Annotated in this window: 18 protein-coding genes and 1 pseudogene; 11 read left to right on the top strand and 8 right to left on the bottom strand. The window is 66.0% G+C overall.

Annotated features, from left to right (window positions below):
• Window positions 1–209 precede the first annotated feature (209 nt).
• The 6 genes from H5T65_10805 (at window position 210) to H5T65_10780 (ending at window position 4377) form a co-directional block, all read left to right on the top strand.
• Entirely contained in the window at window positions 210–992 is a 783-nt protein-coding gene (locus H5T65_10805; GenBank protein MBC7259725.1) for a LysM peptidoglycan-binding domain-containing protein, read from the top strand.
• Between the two features lies 1 nt (window position 993).
• A complete protein-coding gene (locus H5T65_10800) occupies window positions 994–1557 on the top strand; it encodes an NUDIX hydrolase (protein MBC7259724.1) in 564 nt (187 codons plus the stop codon).
• Entirely contained in the window at window positions 1554–2066 is a 513-nt protein-coding gene (locus H5T65_10795) for a hypothetical protein (GenBank protein ID MBC7259723.1), read from the top strand. Before H5T65_10800 ends, H5T65_10795 begins: the two co-directional genes overlap by 4 nt.
• Window positions 2067–2321: 255 nt before the next feature.
• A complete protein-coding gene (locus tag H5T65_10790) occupies window positions 2322–2969 on the top strand; it encodes a hypothetical protein (protein ID MBC7259722.1) in 648 nt (215 codons plus the stop codon).
• Between the two features lie 10 nt (window positions 2970–2979).
• The gene (locus H5T65_10785; GenBank protein MBC7259721.1) at window positions 2980–3438 is read left to right on the top strand and encodes a PspC domain-containing protein; all 459 of its coding nucleotides are present in this window, start codon (window positions 2980–2982) and stop codon (window positions 3436–3438) included.
• 30 nt (window positions 3439–3468) lie between these two features.
• A complete protein-coding gene (locus H5T65_10780; GenBank protein MBC7259720.1) occupies window positions 3469–4377 on the top strand; it encodes a hypothetical protein in 909 nt (302 codons plus the stop codon).
• 558 nt (window positions 4378–4935) lie between these two features.
• On the opposite strand, the gene H5T65_10775 is transcribed toward H5T65_10780, so the two are convergent.
• Together H5T65_10775 and tdh are read right to left on the bottom strand one after the other, a co-directional pair.
• Complete coding sequence (locus H5T65_10775; protein MBC7259719.1) at window positions 4936–6120, bottom strand: glycine C-acetyltransferase; 1185 nt, start codon at window positions 6118–6120, stop codon at window positions 4936–4938.
• 83 nt (window positions 6121–6203) lie between these two features.
• Entirely contained in the window at window positions 6204–7247 is a 1044-nt protein-coding gene (gene tdh / locus H5T65_10770; GenBank protein MBC7259718.1) for an L-threonine 3-dehydrogenase, read from the bottom strand.
• A gap of 306 nt (window positions 7248–7553) precedes the next feature.
• Here tdh and H5T65_10765 point away from each other — a divergent pair, with 306 nt between their 5' ends.
• Both H5T65_10765 and H5T65_10760 read left to right on the top strand, forming a co-directional pair.
• Window positions 7554–8924 carry an MFS transporter gene (locus H5T65_10765; protein ID MBC7259717.1) on the top strand — a complete coding sequence of 457 codons (1371 nt, stop codon included), beginning with the start codon at window positions 7554–7556 and terminating at the stop codon, window positions 8922–8924.
• Window positions 8925–9121: 197 nt separating this feature from the next.
• Window positions 9122–9712 (top strand): hypothetical protein, encoded by a 591-nt coding sequence (locus H5T65_10760; GenBank protein ID MBC7259716.1) that lies wholly within the window; start codon window positions 9122–9124, stop codon window positions 9710–9712.
• A gap of 120 nt (window positions 9713–9832) precedes the next feature.
• Here H5T65_10760 and H5T65_10755 read toward each other — a convergent pair whose 3' ends face one another.
• The 4 genes from H5T65_10755 to mscL form a co-directional block, all read right to left on the bottom strand.
• Window positions 9833–11002: a hypothetical protein gene (locus H5T65_10755; GenBank protein MBC7259715.1), complete on the bottom strand. Its 1170-nt coding sequence runs from the start codon at window positions 11000–11002 to the stop codon at window positions 9833–9835.
• A gap of 20 nt (window positions 11003–11022) precedes the next feature.
• Window positions 11023–12225 (bottom strand): ornithine--oxo-acid transaminase, encoded by a 1203-nt coding sequence (gene rocD, locus H5T65_10750; GenBank protein MBC7259714.1) that lies wholly within the window; start codon window positions 12223–12225, stop codon window positions 11023–11025.
• 115 nt (window positions 12226–12340) lie between these two features.
• Window positions 12341–13117, bottom strand: coding sequence for an NAD-binding protein (locus H5T65_10745; GenBank protein MBC7259713.1), 777 nt, complete (start codon window positions 13115–13117; stop codon window positions 12341–12343).
• Complete coding sequence (mscL, locus tag H5T65_10740) at window positions 13114–13557, bottom strand: large conductance mechanosensitive channel protein MscL (GenBank protein ID MBC7259712.1); 444 nt, start codon at window positions 13555–13557, stop codon at window positions 13114–13116. Before mscL ends, H5T65_10745 begins: the two co-directional genes overlap by 4 nt.
• 290 nt (window positions 13558–13847) lie before the next feature.
• On the opposite strand from mscL, the gene H5T65_10735 reads away from it, so the two are divergent.
• Window positions 13848–14453, top strand: coding sequence for a glycerol-3-phosphate acyltransferase (locus tag H5T65_10735; GenBank protein MBC7259711.1), 606 nt, complete (start codon window positions 13848–13850; stop codon window positions 14451–14453).
• On the top strand, window positions 14450–15607 hold the full coding sequence (locus H5T65_10730) for a glycosyltransferase (protein MBC7259710.1): 1158 nt from the start codon (window positions 14450–14452) through the stop codon (window positions 15605–15607). Before H5T65_10735 ends, H5T65_10730 begins: the two co-directional genes overlap by 4 nt.
• A 104-nt stretch (window positions 15608–15711) precedes the next feature.
• Here H5T65_10730 and H5T65_10725 read toward each other — a convergent pair whose 3' ends face one another.
• Complete coding sequence (locus H5T65_10725) at window positions 15712–15858, bottom strand: Flp family type IVb pilin (protein ID MBC7259709.1); 147 nt, start codon at window positions 15856–15858, stop codon at window positions 15712–15714.
• Between the two features lie 163 nt (window positions 15859–16021).
• Here H5T65_10725 and H5T65_10720 point away from each other — a divergent pair, with 163 nt between their 5' ends.
• Complete coding sequence (locus H5T65_10720; protein ID MBC7259708.1) at window positions 16022–16597, top strand: hypothetical protein; 576 nt, start codon at window positions 16022–16024, stop codon at window positions 16595–16597.
• A gap of 18 nt (window positions 16598–16615) precedes the next feature.
• Here the strand turns inward: H5T65_10720 and H5T65_10715 are convergent.
• Window positions 16616–16981: pseudogene (locus tag H5T65_10715) on the bottom strand (C_GCAxxG_C_C family protein).
• Window positions 16982–17366 lie beyond the last annotated feature (385 nt).

The following is a 17366-nucleotide window of genomic DNA, read 5'->3' as shown; positions in this document are numbered from 1 at the left end:
CACCATTTGCACGCGTTCATATTCAGAAGGTGCCCATGCCCACGAACCGCCTGAGTTTTCCGACACGCACCTCACCCCTGTCCGCCCCTGAAGGGTCGCAACCGCGGGGCATTCCAGGCAACCTTGACGCCCGTATGTGGATGTGCTATGATGATGGCGGTTGAAAAACAGGCAAACCACCGTGCTGCACGACAGCGGAGGAGGACGCCATGTCCACGAAAAGGATACGGTTTATCCTGGCGGTTGTTCTTGTCCTTGTGGCGGGGCTTACCGCATGCACGCGGCCCAAACCCCCCGTGGCCGAGACGCCCGTCTCCACGGCGGCGGGCGTGCAACCGCGGGCAACGGTGCCGCCTGGCACGCCTGCCGTTGTGCCCACCGGCGCTACGGTCATCGCCGTTGGGCCGACGCCCACCTACGAGATGCCCACGTTGACACCATCGCCTGGGGCCACGGCCACACCTGCGCCCACCGCCGTCCCGATTACCCGGACGGCCACGCCCGCGCCTACCGCGACGCCTGTGCCCGTCCAGCACGTGGTCCAGTGGGGCGACACGGTGTACTCGCTGGCGCGGCGGTACGGCACGACGGTGGAGGCCATCGCTCAGGCCAACAACCTGCTGCCCAACTATCTCATCAAGGTCGGGCAGGTCCTGACAATTCCGGGCCAGCCGGTTTCTGCCGACGTGTACGTGGTGAAGCCCGGCGATACGCTGTATAGCATCGCGGCGCGGTACGGTGTCTCGTGGCAGACCCTGGCGTCGGTGAACCGCATCCTGAATCCGTCGCTTCTGCAGGTGGGCCAGCGGCTCATCATCCCGTCAGGGGCGACAACTCCGCCGCCGGGAGCCAAGACTCACGTGGTCAAGCCCGGCGAAACCCTGTACCGCATCGCGCTCATGTACGGCACGTCGGTGCAGGCCATCGCTCTGGCAAACAACTTGTCCAACGTGAACATCATCTACCCTGGCCAGCATTTGGTCATCCCGTAACGTGAAAACCGAACGCACACTCAGCAGCCGCCTCGTCTACGAAGGACGACTTGTCCGCCTGCGCGTGGACGAGGTGGCTTTGCGCAGCGGGCGGCGCACCACCCGCGAGGTTGTGGAAGCGCGGGGCGCGGTGGGCATTGTGGCGCTGGACGACGAGGGCCGGGTGCTCCTTGTGCGGCAGTTTCGCAGGCCCGCCGGGCGCGAACTGTGGGAGATACCGGCGGGGACGCTGGAATCGGGCGAGGCTCCCGTGGATTGTGCCCGCCGCGAACTGGCCGAGGAGACGGGCTTTCGCGCAGAGGAGTTCCGCCCGCTCGTCGGGTTCTACACGTCCCCAGGCTTCTGCGACGAGTGGCTCCATCTGTTTCTAGCCGTGGGCCTGTCGCCAGGCGAGCAGTCTCCCGAGGATGACGAGAGCATCCAGGTGGCGCGGATTCCCCTGGCCGAGGCCCTGAACATGGTTCGGGCCGGTGAAATCTGCGACGCCAAGACAATGGTGGGCTTACTCCTGGTGGCAGGAATCGTGCGTTGGCCGCCAGACGCTGATGCAGAGGAGAAAACATGAACCCCAAACGCAAATCCAATCTGGCCGGTGGCCTGGTGCTCATCCTGCTGGGCGCCTGGTTCCTGGCCGCGCAACTGGTGCCCGGCCTGGAGGCGCGCATCTTCGGCCCGGGCGGCTGGCCGCTGATCATCGTCAGCGTGGGCGTCATCCTGCTGCTCATCGGCCTGCTGACCGGCGTGCCCGAGATGGCCGTACCGGCGTGCATCGTCGGGGGCATCGGCGGCTTGCTGTACTGGCAGAACGCGACGGGCAACTGGGATTCTTGGGCCTACGCCTGGGCGCTCATCCCTGGGTTCGTGGGCCTGGGCACGCTGCTATCGGGCATCATCGCAGGCAAGCGCGGCGAGATTTCGGCGGGGGCCTGGCTCGTCTTCATCAGCCTCATCCTGTTCGCCGTGTTCGCGTCGTTCTTGGGCGGGCCGAACCTGCTTGGCGCGTACTGGCCCGTCCTGCTCATCGTGTTGGGGCTGGTCATTCTGGTGCGCGGCTTTGTCCGCCCGAGGAGGTGAGGATGCCAGAACCACGAACCTGGCGAATGCTTGATTCACGTGCGGTCGGGCTATTCGCGGGCGCGGAGCGTATGTAGGGCAGGGGCAACGTTTGAGGCACGAGGCGCACGCAGCGGCGTGAAAAACGCGAGTGCTTTTCGCGCCTTGCGCGGCTCTTCGCGATTCTCGTGTGCCAACAGCGTTTACCATCGGGCGGGAGGAAAATGACCGCAAATCTACGCGAGTCTGCATGAAGACCTGTAGGAGGGACGTGGCATGAAACGACTTGATGTTCGGTTGGTGTTCGGCGCGGTGCTGGTCCTGGCCGGATTGCTGTTCCTGCTGGACAATCTGGGGGTGCTCGCCGGCGCGGGGGACTTGTTCTGGGCGGCGCTGTTCGCTGTGGGGGGCGCGGCGTTCCTGTATCGGTACGCCACGGACCGCATGCACTGGTGGGCGCTTATCCCGGGGTTCACGCTGCTCGGGCTTGCGGCGGTCATCGCCCTGGAGGCGCTCCCCCTGGGCGACACGGGCGCCATCAGCGGCGGGATCTTCCTCGGCGCCATCGGCCTGGCCTTCTGGGCCATCTACCTGACGCGGCGCGACTTCTGGTGGGCGCTGATTCCGGGCGGGGTGCTGGTAACGCTGGGCGTGGTGGCGGCCCTGGCCGAAAAGGCGCAGGGCGAGGCCGTGGGCGGCATCTTCTTCCTGGGGCTGGCGGCGACTTTCGGCGGGCTTTACTTCCTGCCGACGCCGCAGGGGCGCCAGACCTGGGCGGCGATTCCGGCGGTCATCCTGGGCGCCATGGGGGTGTTCCTGCTTGTGGGCGCGGCGGTGAGCCTGTCGTACGTCCTGCCCGCGGCGCTCATCCTGGCGGGCCTTGTGCTCCTGTGGCGGGCGCTTGTCCCACGCGGGGGCGCGTAAGGAGGCGGACATGGAAGGCAAGCGGCTGACCCGAAGCGCCAAGAACCGCGTCATCGCCGGGGTGTGCGGGGGCCTGGGCGAGTACCTGGGGATTGACGCGGGCCTGGTGCGCGTCTTGTTCGTGCTGCTGGGCATCGGGCGCGGGGTCGGGGTGCTGGTGTATCTGCTGCTGTGGCTGCTGATCCCGCGCGAGGACATGGAGACCGCGGCGGCCACCGAGGCCACCATCCGCGCGGGCGCCGACGAGATGGCCGAACGCGCCCGCAACGCCGGCTCCGAGTTCCAGAAGGCCATGGCGAGCGATTCGCATCCACTGCCCGTCGCCATCGGCGTGGGGCTGATCATCCTGGGCGGGCTGGCCCTGCTGGAGACGCTCCACGTCTCGTGGCTCTGGTGGCTGACGTTTGACACGCTGTGGCCGGTCTTGCTGATTGCGGTGGGGCTGGTCCTTATCTTCCGCCGCCGATAGGCCGACGGAACCCTGGGGAGGAATTAGATCATGGAGGAGAAGCCGCGCCGAGGCGGACTGGTGTGGCCCGTCATTCTCATCGGGCTGGGGGTTGTGCTCTTGCTGAACAATCTAGGCGTCCTGCCGTGGGATGTGTGGGGGACGCTCCTTCGCATGTGGCCGGTGATCCTCATCGCCATCGGTCTGGACTTGGTCATCGGCCGACGGTCGGTGTGGGGTTCACTGCTGACGCTGGCGCTCATCCTGGCGTTGCTTGTGGGCGGGGTGTGGCTGGCGTCCACGTCCAGCGGCCCGGCCGTGGCGACGACGGAGACCGTGGCGTATCCGCTGGGCAACGCCGCACGGGCCGACGTGGAGATCGCGCAGGCGGTGGGCGATATGCGCGTGCGGGCGCTTCCGGCAGGGTCGGGGAATCTGGCCGAGGGGTCGTTGCAACTGGCGCGGGGCGAGACCGTGTCGCGCGCATTCAGCGGCGGCGAGGTCGCCCGCCTGTCCCTGTCCAGCGACAAGAAGCAATGGGGGCCGGCGGCGTTGGGGTGGAAGGACTCCCGCGCGTGGGACTTGGCCCTGACCCCTGACGTGCCCCTGACGCTGGAATTGGATTTGTCGGTGGGCAAGATGACCGCCGATCTGTCGGCGCTGGACGTGAGCGCGGCCGAGGTGAACCTGGCCGTCGGGGATGCGACGGTGAGGCTCCCGTCGGAGGGGCGCGCGGCGGTGAGTGTGTCGGTGGCCGTGGGCAACCTGGTGATTGAGATCCCGCGTGGGGTGGAGGCGCGCATCCGAGCGGGCGCGGCGCTGGCCGGTCGGTCGTTCCCTGCTGGCTACGTGCGCGATGGCGATACGTACACCTCGCCCGGCTATGCGACGGCCACGAACCGCGTGGAGGTGGAGGCCGACGTGGCCGTCGGCAATCTGACCGTGCGGGTGGCGCCGTAGCATGGTGCGGTGGCTGCCCGACGCTGAAGCATCGGGCTGAAGGGGCGAAGCCCTGCGGGCTATTCTCAGCCCCGAAGGGGGCTTGGCCCGTTCAGCGCGGGGGTTCAGCCCCCGCGCGAGCATGCGGCGATTCGCCCCCACCCGCGTGGAGCAAATTGGCAATTTGCTCTACATCCCCGCCCGCGTCAAAGAGGCGGGCGCGCGGCCGTGCGCCCACTGATCTCACCCCCTCAAATCCCCCTCTCCGCTCGCATAAAACACGTGCAACGCACCTCCGAGGTGCGTCGCACGTTGTGCTCCGCCCGCCCGACGCTGAAGCATCGGGCTGAAGGGGCAAAGCCCTGCGGGCTATTCTCAGCCCCGAAGGGGCTTCGCACCCCCAGCGCGGGGGGTTAGCCCCGCGCTTGTGGACATCCGCGCGGGCGCGGTTTTCGTGGCTTTCGCGCCCTTTCGTGCCCTTCGCGATCCAAACGCCCCTTACGCGCGAGGATCCGCCCCCTCGGACGACGCCAACCATCCGCGCGGCCGTGTACCCTCTGTCGCGCCACAGCGAGCCTTCTAGATGACCCCCAACTCCTTGCCCACCTTCGCGAAGATCTCCAGCCCCTTGTCCAGGTCGTCCTTCGTGTGCACGGCGGAGATCATCACGCGGATGCGAGCCTTGCCGCGCGGCACGGTGGGAAAGCCCAGCGCCATGGCGAACAGGCCGTTCTCAAACAGGCGGCGCGAGAACTCCTTGGCCAGCGGCGCTTCGCCCAGCATGACCGGCGTGATGGGCGTCGTGCTCACGCCGGTGTTGAACCCCAGCCGCTTCATCTCGGCCTTGAAGTAGCGCGTGTTCTCCCACAGGCGATCCACCAGTTCGGTGGACTCCTCCAGCACGTCCACGGCGGCGATGCACGCGGCCACGTCGGCGGGAGTTACGGCGCTGGAGAACAGGAATGGCCGCGCCTTCTGGCGCATGTAATCCACCACCCGCTGGCTCCCTGCCACCACGCCACCCACGACGCCGAAGGCCTTGGACAACGTGCCCACCTCCACATCCACCTTGCCGTGCAGGTGGAAGTGATCCACGATGCCACGTCCGCCCTTGCCGAGCACGCCTTCGCCATGCGCGTCATCCACCATCAGGATGAAGTTGTGGCGCTGGGCCACCTCGTAGAGTTTGTCCAGCGGAGCCACATCCCCGTCCATGGAGAAGACGCCGTCCGTAACGATGAGGGCGCGGCGGTAGGTCTTCGGCTCGGCGCGGATGACCTCCTCCAGCCCGTCGGGGTCGCAGTGGGGGTAGCGCACGATCTTCGCCCGCGACAGGCGGCACCCGTCAATGATGCTGGCGTGGTTCAGTTCGTCCGAGAAGATGACATCTTCGGGGCCGACCAGCGTGGGAATCGCCGCCAGGTTGGCGCAGAATCCCGACTGGAAGGACACGGCCGCCTCCACACCCTTGAACGCGGCCATGCGCTTCTCAAACTCCACGTGCAGGCTCATCGTGCCGGCGATGGAGCGCACGGCGGCCGGCCCCACGCCCCACTCGTCTATCGCCTTCTTGGCGGCCTCCTTGAGTTTCGGGTGGTTCGCGAACCCCAGGTAGTTGTTGACGCAGAAGTTCAGCACCTTGCGCCCGTCCACCACCGTCCACGCGCCCTGCGGCGAGCCAATGGTGCGGATGTGGATGTACAGCCCCTGCTCCTTCAGCGAAGCGGTTTCCTCGTCAATGAACGCAAATTTGTCAGTAGTCATCGGTGTACAATCACTCCTTTCGTCTGGCCATTAGCCCTTGGCCTCTAGCCAATGGCTAATGGCTATGGGCTATGGGCTATCGGCTACGGGTACATCACGATTTTGGCAGCCTGACGGTTGGCAGCCGTCATCAGGTCAAATCCCGTCTGGAACTCGTCCAGTTTGATCTTGTGCGTGATGACCGGCGAGGGGTCAAACCCGGCGCGGAACAGCCCTTGCATCTGCATCCACGATTGCCACAGTTGCCGCCCGTTGATCCCGTAGATGGTAATGCCCTTGAAGATGACGCTCTTGTTCAGGTCAATGGTGATGGGCTGCGACGGGATGCCGAAGGCCACCCACCGACCGCCCTTGCGCAGCACGGCCAGCGACTGATCCACCGCCGTCTGGTTGCCCGTCATCTCTATCGCCACGTCCACGCCCAGGCCGTGGGTGTCGTCCATGATGCGCTCCACCACGCCGCCGTCGGCCACGTTGATGGCGATGTCGGTGCCCATCTTCTGCCCGATGGCGATGCGGGCCGGATACTTGCCGACGTGGTAGATGCGGCTCGCGCCCGACGCCCGCGCCACGCCGATGGCAAACAGGCCGATGGGCCCGTCGCCGAAAATCGCCACCGACTTGCCCGTGATCGGCTCGCACAGCACGGCGTACACGGCATTGCCCAGCGGATCCTGGATGGATGCGATGGCCGGATCCAGGTCGGGGTCGTTCTTCCACGCCGAGGTCTCTGGCACGGCCACGTACTCGGCGTAGGAGCCGTTGGTGTCTACGCCGAAGATGACCAGGTTCTGGCAGATGTGCGGCTGGCCATTGCGGCAGACGTGGCATGTCCCGTCAAAGATGTGGGAATCGGCGGAGATGAAATCGCCGACCCGGAGCGACCGCACCTCGCTGCCCACCTCCACCACGTCGCCGCAGAACTCGTGGCCGATGGTGATGGGCGGCTTGATGCGGCTTTGCGACCAGGCGTCCCACTTGTAGATGTGAACGTCGGTGCCGCAGATAGAGGTGGCGCGGACTTTGACGAGGACTTCGTTGGGCCGGATGCGGGGGATGTCAATCTCGGTCATTTCCAGCCCTGGGCCGGGCCGGACCTTGCGCACGGCGCGCATCTTCTCAGCCATATGACTACTCTCCTTCGTGCAGTCTGTTGTTTGCGTCTTTGCAGGCTTTGGCGGCTTGTGCGAAGTATAACACCTTCCCAGGGGCGCGTCAAACGCAGCCCCGCCGCCCGCCCGCCCCAACGGAACACGTAGGGCGGCTTTCCATAGCCGCCGCGGGGTTCCCCCTCGCCCTGCCTTGCGGGGAGAGGGCCAGGGTGAGGGGCCTGCCCGCGCCCGCCCACCCCGCGCTTGACACCCCGCGCCTCGGGTGCTACAATCCGCTGCACACGTGTGGTGCGCCTGACATCCTGCATCGGAGCACTCGTCATGCAAAACGCTGTGAGCAAACGAACCGCCCTCATCGTCGTCGCCACGGGGTCGTTCCTCACCCCCTTCATGGGGTCCTCCATCAACGTGGCGCTGCCTTCCATCGGCAAGGCCCTGGTCATGAACGCGGTACTCCTGTCCTGGATCGCCATGGCCTACAGCCTGTCGTCGGCCATCTTCCTCGTGCCCTTCGGGCGCGCCGCCGACATCCACGGCCGCAAGAAAATCTTCCTATGGGGCGTGACCATCTTCGGCTTCTTCTCGCTGCTGTGCGGATCCGCCGCGTCAGGGACCATGCTCATCATCTTCCGAGTGCTGCAGGGCATCGGCGGGGCAATGGTCTTCGGCACGGGCATCGCCATCCTCACGTCGGTCTTCCCGCCCAACGAGCGCGGGCGCGCCCTGGGCATCAACGTGGCAGCGGTGTACCTGGGGCTGTCGCTGGGGCCTGTTATCGGGGGGCTGCTGACCCAGCACCTGGGCTGGCGAAGCGTGTTTTATGTCAACGTGCCGCTGTGCCTGTTCCTCGTGCCGTTCACCCTCGCCAACCTGAAGGGCGAATGGGCCGAGGCGCGCGGGGAGCCGTTTGACTGGGCCGGTTCGGCCATCTACGGCGCGGGGCTGGCCTCGCTGATGTACGGATTCTCGCGCCTGCCGGCGGGCCTGGGCGCGGTCCTGGTGGCGGCGGGGTTGGCGGGCATCGCCGCATTCGTCCTGTGGGAATCGCGCGCGACGCACCCCGTGCTGGACGTGAGCCTGTTCCGCCGGAGCCGCGTATTCGCCCTGTCCAACCTGGCCGCCCTCATCAACTACGCCGCCACCGCCGCCATCGGCTTCCTCCTCAGCCTGTACCTCCAGTACATCAAGGCGCTCACGCCCCAGGCGGCGGGCTTCGTCCTCATCGCCCAGCCGGCCATGCAGGCGCTGTTCTCGCCGCTGGCGGGCCGCCTGTCCGACCGCATTGAGCCGCGCATTGTGGCATCCACCGGCATGGCCCTCAACGTCATCGGCTTGATCCTGCTCACGCTGCTGAACGCGACGACGCCCCTGCCGTTCATCATCGGCAGTTTGTTGTTCCTGGGCCTGGGATTCGCCCTGTTCTCGTCGCCCAACACCAACGCCATCATGGGCTCCGTGGAGCGGCGCTTCTACGGCGTCGCATCGGCGACACAGGCCACCATGCGGCTCGTCGGCCAGATGTTCAGCATGGGCGTCGTGATGCTCATCATCAATCTCATCCTCGGGCCGGTGCAGATCTCGCCAGAGTACTACCCGCTGTTCCTTCGCGCCGCGCACACGGCGTTCGTTACCTTCGCCATCCTGTGCTTTGGCGGCGTCTTTGCGTCGCTGGCGCGGGGCAAGATGCGGTAATAGCCGGATCGGTTCCAGAGTCCGTTGGTCGCGCCATGGGCAAAGGTGCGACGCATTTTCCGAAGTGCGTCGCACCTTTGTCGCCTACACAGGATGGAGCCGAATCTAACGGCATCCCCGCATTGCACGCCGCGGCACACTGTGCTACAATACCCTCGCGCGGCGATCCTACGCCGCAACTACGAAAGGAGATCGGCGTGAACAAGAAACTGTACCCGATGGTTGCGCTCGTCGTTGCCGTTGTACTGCTGGCGGCCTGTGGCGGTGGCGGCGGCGCAGGCAAGCCCCCCGTGGCGATGCAGAAGTACGAGGCGAGCACCTTCACCATGGAGTACCCCACGGCCTGGCAGGAGAGCAGCCTGGACATGATGGGCATCAGCATGGCCTTCTTCTCTCCGCAGGCGATTGACACCTCGGACCCAGCCAACTTGGACCTCAACAAACTGGGGAACGACAACCCTATCGTCGTGCTGATGACCGTTCCGCAATCCTTGGCGGGCGCGATGGGGGTGGAGGACATTGACGCGGCCATGGCGGAGATGGACCTCACCCGCGAGCCGGATGTCAAGATCATCAAGCAAGGCGATACGACCATGGGCGGCGCGAAGGGGAAAATCTTCGTCGGCACGGGGACAGACCCCGACATCGGCAAGATGGGCGCGCACATCGTCATGGCGAAGCGGGACGACGGCACGGTGCTTATCTTCATGGGCGCGACGCCGGACAAAGACCTGGACGCGAACATGAAGATCTTTGAGTACATGCAGGCGGCGTTCAAGTTCAAGTAGAACCCCGCGGCTGGCATCGGGCGGGGACGTAGGGGGTTCTCACGGCATAGACCGGCGAGGACGCGGAGATTTCGGGGTATATCTCTGCGGTCTCCACTTGCTCCGCGGTGAGCGCACGGTTTACCCCGTTACCACAAACGGCACGTGCGGCGAGATGATGAACGGTCGCAGCAGCGTGAAGAGCGCCAGCGCCGCGCTCGCGCCGATCAGCAGGAGCGTCCATCGGTCGCGGCGGACGGCATAGGCGAGCACCAGCAGCGGAAACATCCCCGCGAACACCCGCCCTGCCGAGGCATACGCCGCCCAGATGTCGTAACTGGCGAAGAGCGCGAAAGCCGCATGGACGAACACGCCGCCCGTGTAGGCGTCGTAACCCCCGCGCATCCGCCACAGCGACACCGCCAGCGCGGCCAGGGTCAGCGCCATCACCGCCACGATGCTCCCCTGCCTGACCATCGTCCCCAGTCCCTGGCCGATGCTCGCGACCGCGTTGCCCAGCGCCGTCGCCATGCCCGCGCCAGGCACCACGATGTGCCTCGCCGACACCGCCAGCCCTCCCGCTCCCAGCCACACCTTGAGCGCCCCCTGCCATGCAAAAAAGGGCACCACCGACAGGCCCAGAATCGCCGCATCCCGCCACCGCTTTGCCAGCAGTTCCGCCGCCACGAGAGGCAACAGGAACAAGACGGCGCTTTCCCTGGTCAGGAGAGCCGCAGCCAGCAACGCGCTGGCCGCTGCCACGCGCCGCCTCTCCCAGCACAGCCACGCGCCCGCCGCGAACGCCAGCACCATCGGCAGCGCCAAATCCATCTGCACCGCCAGAATCTGGCCCGAGTTCAGCGCAAACAGCAGGCTCCACCAGGGGTTGAGTCCATGGCGGCGCAGCAAGCGGACGAAAACCGCCGTGCCCGTCGCCACGGCGAGCAGGTTGACGGCCACGAGCGCGTAGGGGATAGCGGCCTCCCGCCCCAGCGACAGCAGCGCCGCCGCCAGCGGGTACCCGATGCGCTGCACCCGCACCGCAGGCACCGACGGACGCTCGCCGCGCACCAGGCTCCGCGCAACGTGGTAGAAATGCTGGCCGTCGTATCCGATGCCCTGAAAGACAATGAGGCCATCGGGGAGCGACGCAGCGTCGTTGAGCGGGTTTGTCGCGCCCAGGCCGATGAGCGCCGAGACGTTGAAGCCGTAGGGCGCGAGGACAAGCGCCAGAAAGACAAGGTACGCGGCCACCGCCACGAGAGCAGGCGCGAACGCCTCAACCGTCTGGCGGCGACTCTCGGTCGGCACGGCATCCTCCCTCGCGGACGCTACGGCATCTGCAGGACATCTTCCACCCGATCCAGCGCCCAATCCAGGTCTTGCTCGGAGATGACCAGCGGCGGGGCCAGGCGGATCACGTGCTCATGCGTCTCCTTGGCCAGGACGCCGCGCTCTTTGAGCGCCTCGCAGAAGCGCCGCGCCCCGCCCGCCTGGCGCTTCAGGACGACGCCCACCATTAGCCCCTTGCCGCGCACCTGCTCCACGTGCGGGCTGCACACCTGCCGCAGGCGCGCCGTCATCCGCTCGCCCAGGGCCGCCGCCCGCTCGGGCAGGCGCTCGTCCACGATGACGCGCAGCGCCTCCCGCGCCACCGCGCACGCCAGCGGGTTGCCGCCAAACGTGGAGCCATGGTCGCCTGGCGCGAATACGCCCAGCACCTCGCGCGAGGCCAGCACCGCCGAGACCGGATACAGCCCGCCCGACAGCGCCTTGCCCAGCGTAACCACGTCGGGGCGTACGCCCTCGTGGTCGCACGCCAGCATCTTGCCCGTGCGCCCCATGCCGGTCTGAATCTCGTCCGCGATCATCAGCACGCGGTGCCGCGTGCAAATCTCCCGCACCGCGCGGAGATACCCAGCGGGTGGCACCACCACGCCGGCCTCACCCTGGATCGGCTCAAAAAGAAAGGCTGCCGTGCGAGGTGTGATGGCCCGCTCCAGTTCGTCGGCGTCACCGAACGCAATGAGTTTGAACCCTGGGGTGTACGGGCCAAACCCGTCGCGGTACTGCTCCTCGCTGGAGAAACTGATGATGGTAGTCGTGCGCCCGTGGAAGTTGCCCGTGCACGCGATGATCTCGGCCTGCTCATCGGCGACGCCCTTCACCTTGTACGCCCACTTGCGCGCCGCCTTGATGGCCGTCTCCACCGCCTCCACGCCGGTGTTCATCGGGAGCATCATCTCGTAGCCAAAAAGTTCGCACAGTTCCTTCGCAAGCAGGGGCAACTGGTCGTTGCGGAAGGCGCGCGAGGTCAGCGTTACCTTCTGCGCCTGCTCCACCAGCGCCCGCACGATGCGCGGGTGGCAGTGGCCCTGGTTCACGGCCGAATACGCCGACAGGAAGTCCAGGTACCTGCGGCCCTCCACGTCCCACACCGCTGCGCCTTCCGCGCGGGCGATGACCACGTCCAGCGGCTTGTAGTTGTGGGCGTTGTATCGCTCCTCCAGGGCGATGTAGTCCTCGGTTCGCATGGTCTGCATCCGTTCACTCCTTTGTGAGCATCTGGCACGACAGCGCCAATGCGGCCTGTGCCGTGGAACACCCATACTACCACGAAGCACGCGGGCCGCCAAAAGCGCCGCACGCTCAGTGCTGGGGATTCCGCAGGTGCTCCACCAGCGCGTCGGCCGCGCGCTCATACGGGCTGAAGAAGTGGATGGTGGGCTTCGCGGCCACATCCATCAGCGCCGCCAGTTCGTTTCGGTACAGCCGTATCCAAATCTCGGCTTCCGGATTCAGGTTATGCGCCTTGAACCCCGCCTCCAGATTCAGCGCGTCATTGCCCGAAGCCAAAATGACGAGCGCGGCCTCTCGGCAGTGGGCAGCCTCCAGCGTCGCCAGCGCGGTCATGTCGGCCTGAAGATAGCACACGTTTGGCGCAGCGACGCCGATTTCCGGCAGCATATCGGGCTTCACGTCCACCAGAACGATGGGCGCATCGGGGTTCACCGCGAGCAGTTTGCGACACATCGCACGCCCCAGTTCGCCGACGCCGCAGATGATGGTATGTCCGGAGAATGTTCTCGCAACCAACCGATCCCACTCCTCTCGGTATTCATCGCGCCGCACATAGACGGCGACCACGCGCAAGGCCCCCTCGCCCAGAATGAGAATGGTCAGCGCGGGGACAACGAACGTCAGCGCGTCGGGCAGCCACCCGTCCCCTGGCTCCACCACCGCCTCAAGATAGGCCATGTGAAACGCGCGCACGATGAGATCCAGCAGGCTTTCGTGCGGATAGGAACCGGCCAGGCGCATCAGGACCGCCGCGCCAACCAGGAGCGCCGCAAACAGCGCCAGGTTGCCCGACACGGCGCGGATGACGATCCGCAAGTCTCGCCAGATGGCTCTCAGCCTTCTCATGCGCCTTGGCGACCCAACTCCGAGGTGCAGAACGGGCAACGCGTCGCCTTGAGCGGAATCTTGGACAGGCAGAACGGGCACTCCTTCGTCGTCGGCTCGGCGGGCGCGGGCTGACGCCTCATGCGGTTGATGGCGCGCACCACCAGGAAGATGGCAAAGGCCACGATGATGAAGTCAATCACGGTGTTGAGAAACGCGCCGTAGTTGATGGTGGCTGCGCCCGCGGCCTTGGCCTCGGCCAGCGAAGCATACGAGCCGCCCGACAGGTTCAAGTACAGGTCGCCGAAATCCACGCCCCCCAGCAGCAACCCGATGGGCGGCATGAGGATGTCGTTCACCAGCGACGTAATGATCTTCCCGAAGGCCGCGCCGATGATGATGCCCACCGCCATGTCCACCACGTTGCCCCGCATCGCGAATTCCTTGAACTCTCTGAGCATACTGCCACCTCCCCCTTTTCGTTTGCGCGCAGAAGCGCCGACGCAGCGCAATTGTAGCCGGGTCCCGCGCGGCGTCAAGGGGGATGGCGGGGACGACTCGGTTCCGGATAGTGGCCGTCGCGGCATGGGTACAGGTGCGACGCACTTCCGGAAGTGCCTCACGCCTTGCACCACACGAATAGAACCGAGCCGCGGCGACAATCTTGCGCGTGGCAGCAACTCTGCTATACTGGCCCTGAATTCGGGCAACCGCGGTACTCTCGGTACGATGCGCCCGTCAGAGGCGGCCTGTGGGCACACTCTTCTGGATAGCGATCGGCTTCCTGTCGGGTTCCATTCCTTTCTCCGTTTGGATCGGCCGTCTCCTGCTGCGCGCTGACATCCGCCGCTACGGCGACGGAAACCCAGGCGCGGCCAACGCCTGGCGCGCCGGCGGCTGGCCCGTGGGCCTACTGGCGGTCCTGCTGGACTACCTCAAGGGCGCAGTCCCTGTGGGCTTCGCCCATTTCCGTCTGGGCATGGACGGCCCCGCGCTGGTCGCCGTGGCGCTCGCGCCGGTTCTGGGACATGCCTTCTCGCCCTTCCTGCGCTTCCGCGGGGGAAAGGCAGTGGCCGTAACCTTTGGCATCTGGACGGGGCTTACCGTGGGCGAAGTGCCCATCATCCTCGGCGTGCTGCTGGGCGTGTTCTACTTCACGATCGCGGTGGACGCCTGGTCGGCCATGCTGGGGATGGCAGGCTTGCTGGCACACCTCCTGCTGCGCGGGCATCCGCCTGGGCTCCTGGCAGTCTGGGCCGGCAACACCGCCATCATGGTCTGGAAGCACCGCGCAGACCTTCGGCAGTCCATTCGGTTCCGGCCCTGGCTGCTACGGCGGCTGCGAGGCTCGCAATGAACGGGTTCTGGTCCCAGCACCAGTACAGCCTGACGGTTTTCCTGGCCATCATCCTGCTGAACGCGCTGGGCAACCTGTGGGCCCTGCGCAAGATCGGCAAATACCCCCTGATCGGGGCGGCCCCGCGGGTCTCCATCCTCGTCCCCGCCCGCAACGAGGAGCACAACATCGGCCCGTGCGTCCGCGACCTCCTGGCGCAGGACTACCCCGACTTTGAGGTGCTGGTCCTGGACGACGAGTCCACCGACGGGACGCTGGCTCGCCTGCAGGCGTTGGCAGCCGAGTCCCCACGGCTTCGCGTGCTCAAGGGCGAACCGCGCCCCGACGGCTGGATCGGAAAGCACTGGGCCTGCGCCCAACTGGCGCAGGCCGCCGAGGGGACGCTCCTCCTGTTCACCGACGCCGACACCCGCCATCATCCAAGCGCGCTACGCGAGACCGTGGCCACGATGTTGGCCACCGGCGCCGATCTGCTCTCGGTGTTCCCGCAAGAGCAGGCGGTTACCTGGGGCGAGCGGCTCGTGGTGCCGGTCATGTACTGGAGCATCCACTCGTACCTCTCGGTCCCCTTGGCGCACAGTCGGCTCGCGCCCGATCTTTCGGTGGCGATAGGCCAGTACATGCTGTTCCGACGCGCAGCCTACGAGGCCATCGGCGGGCACGCCGCCATCCGCGAAAATGTGGTGGACGACCTGGCCCTCGCCGCGCGAGTCAAGGCGGCTGGCCTGCGGCTGCGGCTCGCGGATGGGACGGACCGCGTTCAATGTCGAATGTACCGCAACTTCCGCGAAGCCTGGACTGGCTTCAGCAAGAACCTGTACGCCGCGTTCCGCTACAACGCGGCTCTGCTCCTGTTCGTCTGGACCTACCTGCTGGTGTTGGCGTGGGAGCCCATCCTCGTGCTGGTGGCCGCGGGCCTTGGCGTGCTGCCCCCCGCATTCGCCCCTGGCCCTGCGATGATCGTCGTGGCCGAGATGCTCGCCACCTGGGCCATCGCGTGCGCCCGCTTCAAGTTCCCCCTGTACGTGGCCCTGCTCTACCCTGTGTCCATCCCCATCGCGTTCGCCATCGCCGTCCGATCGCTGGTGCTGGCGCGCCGAGGCGGCGCCGAGTGGAAGGGGCGCAGGGTTACTCGGGCGACTGGCGGCGGGTAGCGCCTCCGCGCCTGCCGTACCCGCAAGCGCAAAAGAAAGCCCCGCTTCCACAGCGGGGCCTCCTTGCTATTCAGTTGTAGAAGTGGGTTTCCGAGTGTCGCGACCTACAGGTTGGAGATGATCGTGCTGAACACGTTGCCGACCGCCGGGCCAAGCAGCAACAGCACAGCGATCACGACCACGGCCACCAGCACGAGAATCAGAGCGTACTCAACCAACCCCTGGCCTTTCTCCCGCGGCAAGTAGAACATCTTGACATCTCCTTTCAAACTAAATTGTGGATACTCCGATAATCTACCGCCATTATAAGAGCATATACCGGCCCCTGCAATAGGAATAAGGTACTACGGCCAGGTATCGGTTCCAGCGTCTGTTGGTCGCGCCACGAGCATAGATGCAACGCACTTTTCGGAAGTGCGCCGCGCCTACCGCATCGCCGATGAGATCGTTGCGGGCTACATGCCTGTCTTTGAGGAGATTGACGTCGCCATAGACCAACTGGAAGATCAGGTGCTGGCAGGGTCGCTGCGCACGGCCACGCTGGAGCGGCTCCTGGCCCTCAAGAGGGCGCTCCTCAACCTGCGACGCATCATCGCGCCCCAGCGCGAGGTGCTCAACAAACTGGCCCGCGACGACTACGAGGTGGTAGATGCCCGCGGCCGCCTCTACTTCCGCGACGTGTACGACCACCTGGTGCGCCTGCACGACATCAACGAATCCATGCGCGACCTGGTTACCGGCGTGCTGGACACCTACCTGTCCGTCGTCAACAATCGCCTGACCGACGTGATGAAAACCCTGACACTCATCACCACGTTGTTCATGCCCATCTCGTTCATCGCCAGTTTCTTCGGCATGAACTTTTTCGGGCCCGTCGCCACCGGTCTTGCCCCCTGGACGAACAACCCGGCATTCCTCCTGACCCTTGCGCTTATGGTGCTCCTGCCCGCTGCGATGTACGTGTGGATGCGCAGGCGACTGCTCGGCTAGGCGGCGCGTCGTCGCGCATCACGCCCTGGGCGCCACGCCCTGCGCCGCCAGCAGATCCAGCAGGATGCGGACAGTGCCCACGACAATCGGCTCGCACCGCTTGTCCTTGTCCGGAAGGCCGTCGCGGATGGCCTGGCATTGGGTGTGTCCGGCCAGCGCGCGAAAACGCTCCCGAAACTCGCGGCCCAGCGTCTGTACCGCCTCGTCGTTCTCCGAGATGGAGACCCGGCCAAGCAGCGCGCCCATCATCATCAGCCCGCCGCTGAGCAGCCCGCACATTTCCTGATACGAGCACCCCGCGCCGCCGGCCAGCGGACACGCAGCGCGGATGAGAATCTCGGGCGCCTTGCCGAAGTAGTAATCGCCGACGGCGATCACAATCGTCTCGGATCAGTGATGGCACGAGAGGAAAACCTGTCGCGCATGTTCCACCACGGCGTCTGCATTGTTCGTCATTTTGCCTCCCGAAGTCTGCCTTGTGAGAGAACGCAGGATGGATACAGTATACCGCAGCCGCCGGGTATTGCCAAAGCGCTGCCCGTACCCTCGCCCCGCTCGCGGGGAGAGGGCTAGGGTGAGGGGTGCAGTCCCCTCGCCCCGCCTCGCGGGGAGCGGGCCAGGGTGAGGGGCCGCCAATCCCCTCGCCCCGCTCGCGGTTCAGGGGCGGACAGGCAGGGGGAGGGGATCTTTTCAGAAAGCAAATAATGTGGCATGATGTCCCCCACAACCCCACACAAGGCGAAAGGAGACATCATGCCACGGACTGAAG

This window comes from Chloroflexota bacterium, assembly GCA_014360805.1.
GTDB lineage: Bacteria > Chloroflexota > Anaerolineae > DTLA01 > DTLA01 > DTLA01.
The sequence above is the reverse complement of the archived record's forward strand: the minus strand, read 5'-3'. Positions and strand labels throughout refer to the sequence as shown.